Source organism: Pseudomonas edaphica, assembly GCF_005863185.1.
Taxonomy (GTDB): domain Bacteria; phylum Pseudomonadota; class Gammaproteobacteria; order Pseudomonadales; family Pseudomonadaceae; genus Aquipseudomonas; species Aquipseudomonas edaphica.
Genome location: NZ_VBVZ01000416.1, coordinates 1 through 5,521, shown reverse-complemented (window position 1 = coordinate 5,521; position 5,521 = coordinate 1). Strand labels below are relative to the sequence as shown.

The following is a 5,521-nucleotide window of genomic DNA, read 5'->3' as shown; positions in this document are numbered from 1 at the left end:
GGAGCTGGCTTGCCTGCGATGGCGGCGGGTCAGCTCACACAGCTGCAATTGATAGACCGCTATCGCAGGCAAGCCAGCTCCCACAGTTGATCTCTTTAGGTCTTAAGACCTGATACCGACCCACACTTATCTATTAGCGACATGTTCGTAAGAGAACATGCAATCGCTCCAATTTCCTGTGTTTGCAGATAAGAGGCGATGCTATTTTCGGTAACGAAACTGTAACATTCGCATCCGCAGTCAAAACAAGAAATTTGGAGCTCTTGAATGTTTGCTTTCTTTCGTCCTGCCGCACACCAGGCGCCCCTGCCTGAAGAAAAAATAGACAGTACCTATCGACGGCTGCGCTGGCAGATCTTCGCCGGTATTTTCTTCGGTTACGCGGGCTACTACCTGCTGCGCAAAAACTTCTCGCTGGCCATGCCGTACCTGATCGACGAGGGTTACACCCGTGGCGAGCTGGGCCTGGCAATGTCAGCCATCGCGATTGCCTACGGCTTGTCCAAGTTCCTGATGGGCCTGGTGTCCGACCGCTCCAACCCACGCTACTTCCTGCCCTTTGGCCTGTTGATATCGGCCGGTGTGATGTTCATTTTCGGTTTCGCACCTTGGGCGACGTCCAGCGTAACCATGATGTTCATTTTGCTGTTCATCAACGGCTGGGCACAGGGCATGGGCTGGCCGCCGAGTGGGCGCACCATGGTGCACTGGTGGTCGCAGAAAGAACGCGGCGGCGTGGTGTCGGTGTGGAACGTGGCGCATAACGTCGGCGGTGGCCTGATCGGCCCGCTGTTCCTGCTGGGTATGGCGTGGTTCAACGACTGGCACGCAGCGTTCTATGTGCCGGCGACCGTGGCATTGGCCGTGGCGGCATTTGCCTTCATCACCATGCGCGACACCCCGCAATCGGTCGGCCTGCCGCCCATCGAGCAGTACAAGAACGACTACCCGGAAGGCTACAACGCCAGCCACGAAGACGAGTTCAGCGCCAAGGAAATCTTCGTCAAGTACGTGCTGCGCAACAAAATGCTGTGGTACATCGCCTTCGCCAACGTGTTCGTCTACCTGCTGCGCTACGGCGTACTGGACTGGGCACCGACCTACCTCAAAGAAGCCAAGCATTTCGACGTGGATAAAACCTCGTGGGCGTACTTCTTCTACGAGTGGGCGGGCATTCCAGGCACGCTGCTGTGCGGCTGGATGTCGGACAAGATCTTCCGTGGCAACCGTGGACTGACCGGCATCGTGTTCATGGCGTTGGTCACCGTGGCGACCCTGGTTTACTGGCTCAACCCGCCAGGCAACCCAATGGTCGACATGATTGCGCTGTTCTCCATCGGCTTCCTGATCTACGGCCCGGTGATGCTGATCGGCCTGCAGGCGCTGGAACTGGCGCCGAAGAAAGCCGCGGGCACCGCTGCTGGTTTCACGGGCTTGTTCGGCTACCTGGGTGGTTCGGTGGCAGCGAGTGCGGCCATGGGCTACACCGTGGACCATTTCGGCTGGGACGGTGGGTTTGTGTTGCTGGTGGGCGCATGCCTGTTGGCGATCGCGTTCCTGATCCCGACGCTGTGGCACACCAACAGCGTCAGCGCGGCGCGTTAATTCCCGCCGCAGTCTTTGGCACAACGCTTGAGCCGCGCCTCCAGGTTTTTATCTGGCATGGCGTGGCTACGCAGGGCGTTCACGGTCTGCTCGACATAATCGCGAGTGGTGCCGTAACGCCCGCAAGCGCTTTCCAGCACGTGGTTAAGCACGATATCGGGCAGGTTGCCAGCATAGCTGGGCAAGTGCCGCTCCAACACAAACCCCAGCGCCTGCACTTGGCTGCCATCTTCCAGGCGGCAGCTGAGCCAGTGCGGTCGGTACGACGGGTAAGGCATCTCGCGCTGCCACAAGGCATAAAGCGAGGCCTCAAGCTGGTCTTCCGGCAAGCGGTAGGCAAACCCGCTGCAAGAACCACCGCGATCCAGGCCGAACACCAACCCTGGCGACTCCGGCGTGCCTCGATGCTCATGTGACCACAGGTACAAACCCCGGTGATAACCGTGAACCCGTGCGCGCATGCGCTGGGTCGACGAGCATTCGGGACGCCAGATCAGCGAACCATAAGCGAATAGCCAGACCGGCCCGCCCTTATGCCTGGCCATGGTGGCCTGCATCGAACTCATTAATTGCTCGTGAGTCAGTTGCGGCCCCAGATCGAGCCGCGGAGGGTAAGCCAATTGCAACAGATCGGTTTCAATAACGGTCATGGCGGATCGCTTAGGTCCCCTGCGTGTTACCAGTTGTAAGCAACTTTACCGTAATAAAACGCGCCGCTGTAACCGTACGGCGAAAAAGTGCTGTAAGCGAGGTTGCCGCCGCTGCTGGCGTAGGCATTGACCTTCTCCGGGTATTTATCGGTGATGTTGTCGCCGCCCAACGTGAAGGTCCAGTTCTTCAACTTATAGTCTGCCGACAGGTCCAGCACCCAGGCGGCCTTGAAGGTCTGATCGTTGACCTTGTCGGCCTGGTAGCTGGTGAATTCCCCATAGCGCACCAGGTTGCTGTGCAGCGCCCAACGACCGTAGGTGAAGTCGTTGCCCAGGCTGAGCTTGTGCTGCGGCGTGGTATCGCCCAGCAAACCAATGCGCTCACGGCGGTCTACCCGCACCAGGTTGGCGCCCAGGCTGTCCAGAATCGCCGGGTTGGGCTTCACGTCGGTGACTTTGGTGTGGTTGTAGTTGTAGCCCACGGTGCTGTTCCAGCGGATGCCGTTATCGAACGGGTAGCGATAGTTGGCCACCAGGTCGACACCGTCGGTGCTGGTGTCGGTGGCGTTGGTGAAGTAACGGGCGCTGGTGTAGTTGATGTTGCCGACGCCATTGGCTTGCAGGTAGGCGATAGTCGCCGGGTTGAGATTGAGGTTGGATGACAAGCTGATGCGGTCGCGGATGTCGATGCGGTACACATCGAGCGTCACGGTCAGGTCATCGGCCGGCTCCAGCACCAGGCCAAGACTGTAATTGCGCGACTTCTCGGCCTTCAGGTCTTCGGCGCCCAACAGGCGGGCGACCTGGCTGTTGGCCGGGAAGGTGCCAGCTTCCTGGATGGTGTTGCCGATCAGCTGTGACGAGGTGTAGGCAAAGTTCTGCTGGGCCAGGGATGGCGCACGGAAACCATTGGAAATGCTGCCACGCAAGGCGACGTGCGGGGTGAAGTCATAACGCGCCGACAGCGAGCCGCTGACGTTGGAGCCGAAGTCGCTGTAGTCCTCATGACGTACGGCGGCTGAGGCGCTGAGTTTTTCGGTGAAGTTGGTTTCCAGGTCCAGATACTGAGCCCAGTTGTGCCGCGAGGTGCTACCGGCGTCGGCATCACGGAACCCACCCAGGCCCGAACTGCCGGTCTGGTAGTAGGACGCCGGCTCGCCCGCTTCAATTTGATAACCCTGGCGCAGGTATTCGCCGCCAAAAGCCAACGACACCGGGTACGGCAAAAAGCCCACGTCGAACTCACGGGACAGGTCCAGGCTGACCTGGCGCTGATCGTTGCTCAAGGTACCGTTGTTAAATTTGCGCGGAGTGACCAGGCCGAGTGAGGTGTTGATGGTTTCGGTGCCCAGTTCGTACTGGTTCTTGCCATAGTTGGCCGACAGGTCGTAATGCCAATCGTAGGCCAGCAAGCCGCGCAGGCCGACCACCAAGGACGTGTCTTCAAGATTGCCCTTGATCAAAGGCAGGTAGCCATTGGGGTTGAGCGCCGGGATGTTGTTGGACGCGTTGCTCGCCCGATAGAACGCCGCCGTTTCGCCACGACGCTTGCTGTAACCGCCGAAGGTGTAGAACTCGGCTGCATCGTTGAAGGAATATTCGGAGTTGAACTGGAATTTGCCTTCATTGGTGGCCGGCTCGCCCTGACGAAACACGCGCTGACCATAGGTGGTGGAACCCACGCTGCCAGGGCGGAAATCGTCGCCGGCGCGGTTGGTGTAGTCGTTGTCGGCGCCTTCGCCCGAAACGTTGATAAAGCCGTTTTGGCCCAAGGCAAACCCGGTGTTACCGCTGACATTGCGCTGGATGCCGTCACCCTTCTTGTACTCGCCAAATTTGGTCGAGACAGAGCCGCCGTGGTCGTCGTGCTTGAGGATCACGTTGATCACCCCGGCAATCGCGTCCGAGCCATAGCGCGCCGACGCGCCGTCGCGCAGCACTTCGATATGGTCGACCGCCGACAGCGGGATCGCATTCAAATCCGCTGGCGCCGAACCGCGCCCCACGGCCCCGCCCAGGTTGACGAAAGCACTGGTGTGGCGGCGTTTACCGTTGACCAGCACCAACACCTGATCCGGCGACAAACCGCGCAACTGCGCCGGGCGTACCAGTTCGGCACCGTCCACCAGACTGGGGCGCGGGAAGTTGATGGAAGGAATCAGACGCGCCAACACCGCGCCCAGCTCATCGGAGCCGGTGCTGCGCAATGTGTCACCGGAAATGACATCGATGGGCGACAACGAAGCACTGGCGGTGCGCTCTTGGGCACGGGTGCCGGTGACGATCACGGTGTCGAGTTTTGGTGCATCGGCGGCTGTTGCGTCCGCCCAGACCGGATTGAATCCCACAGCAGTCAGCAAATTGGCCGACAAAATAGCTGTGTACGCATGTTTCTTGTAACTCCCCATACCGCTCCCCTGCCATTCAAGCCCGGCAATCAAAAAATCAAAGCTTCAATGCTCTGAGTTCACACGATCGGTCCGGCTGGCGGGCGGTAGCGGTCAGTTACTGGTTATTGACGATAAGGCGGTAGTCCGTTGCCTTATAGCTTAATGAGATTATTCCTACATCTAAAATACCTTAATTGCATAAGCATAGGCGGCCGTGTTTTCAGCGCTGGTTCAGGTCATGCCCAACATAAGCCGCCAAACTGCAGATGTTTAGCGACCCACATTAGCCGCTTCTTCAAACGACTATCGAGGTCGAACCATGAAATACCTTTTTTCCGGTCTGCTGCTTTTGCTGCAAACCACCACTGCTCTGGCTTCCGAGGCCGCCGCCAATGACGACAAAGGTTTCTGGTACGCCCAGACCAGTGTCTACACCAAGCATTTTTCGCCGGACCCAAAGCACAACAACAATCAGGACTTGATCAACCTGGAACGTAACGAGGCGTCGGGGTTGGTGTATGGCGGGGCGACGTTTCGCAACTCGTTCAGCCAGCGCTCTTATTACGTCTACGCCGGCAAGCGTTACGATATTGGCGACTCACCGTTTTATATGAAGGTGACCGCGGGCGCGCTACAGGGCTATCGCGGTAAGTACCGCGACAAAATCCCGCTCAACCGTTATGGCGTTGCACCGGCGATCATTCCGTCTGTGGGGGTTCACTTCGGCCCGGTGGCCAGTGAGTTGGTGTTACTGGGGTTCAATGCGGCGATGCTGACGGCAGGCGTGCGTTTCTAGGAACGCCGCCTACCCATGTGGGAGCTGGCTTGCCTGCGATAGCGGCGGGTCAGCTAACACACCTGCAACTGATACACCGC

The 5,521-nt window shown here is 58.9% G+C and carries 4 protein-coding genes; 2 read left to right on the top strand and 2 right to left on the bottom strand.

The annotated features are described in order from the left end of the window. Positions 1–267 precede the first annotated feature (267 nt). Positions 268–1,605: a glycerol-3-phosphate transporter gene (gene glpT / locus FEM54_RS22945; protein WP_017135259.1), complete on the top strand. Its 1,338-nt coding sequence runs from the start codon at positions 268–270 to the stop codon at positions 1,603–1,605. On the opposite strand, the gene FEM54_RS22940 is transcribed toward glpT, so the two are convergent. Then, entirely contained in the window at positions 1,602–2,255 is a 654-nt protein-coding gene (locus FEM54_RS22940; RefSeq protein WP_017135258.1) for a gamma-glutamylcyclotransferase, read from the bottom strand. The genes glpT and FEM54_RS22940 overlap by 4 nt on opposite strands. 26 nt (positions 2,256–2,281) lie before the next feature. Next, a complete protein-coding gene (locus FEM54_RS22935) occupies positions 2,282–4,663 on the bottom strand; it encodes a TonB-dependent receptor plug domain-containing protein (protein ID WP_138453202.1) in 2,382 nt (793 codons plus the stop codon). Between the two features lie 301 nt (positions 4,664–4,964). Here FEM54_RS22935 and FEM54_RS22930 point away from each other — a divergent pair, with 301 nt between their 5' ends. Continuing rightward, entirely contained in the window at positions 4,965–5,441 is a 477-nt protein-coding gene (locus FEM54_RS22930; RefSeq protein ID WP_017135256.1) for a hypothetical protein, read from the top strand. The last annotated feature ends 80 nt before the right edge of the window (positions 5,442–5,521 follow it).

Excerpts from the sequence above, each read along its gene's own strand:
- glpT (WP_017135259.1), top strand. The coding sequence starts at position 268 with ATGTTTGCTTTCTTTCGTCCTGCCGCACACCAGGCGCCCCTGCCTGAA.
- FEM54_RS22940 (WP_017135258.1), bottom strand. The coding sequence starts at position 2,255 with ATGACCGTTATTGAAACCGATCTGTTGCAATTGGCTTACCCTCCGCGG.
- FEM54_RS22935 (WP_138453202.1), bottom strand. The coding sequence starts at position 4,663 with ATGGGGAGTTACAAGAAACATGCGTACACAGCTATTTTGTCGGCCAAT.
- FEM54_RS22930 (WP_017135256.1), top strand. The coding sequence starts at position 4,965 with ATGAAATACCTTTTTTCCGGTCTGCTGCTTTTGCTGCAAACCACCACT.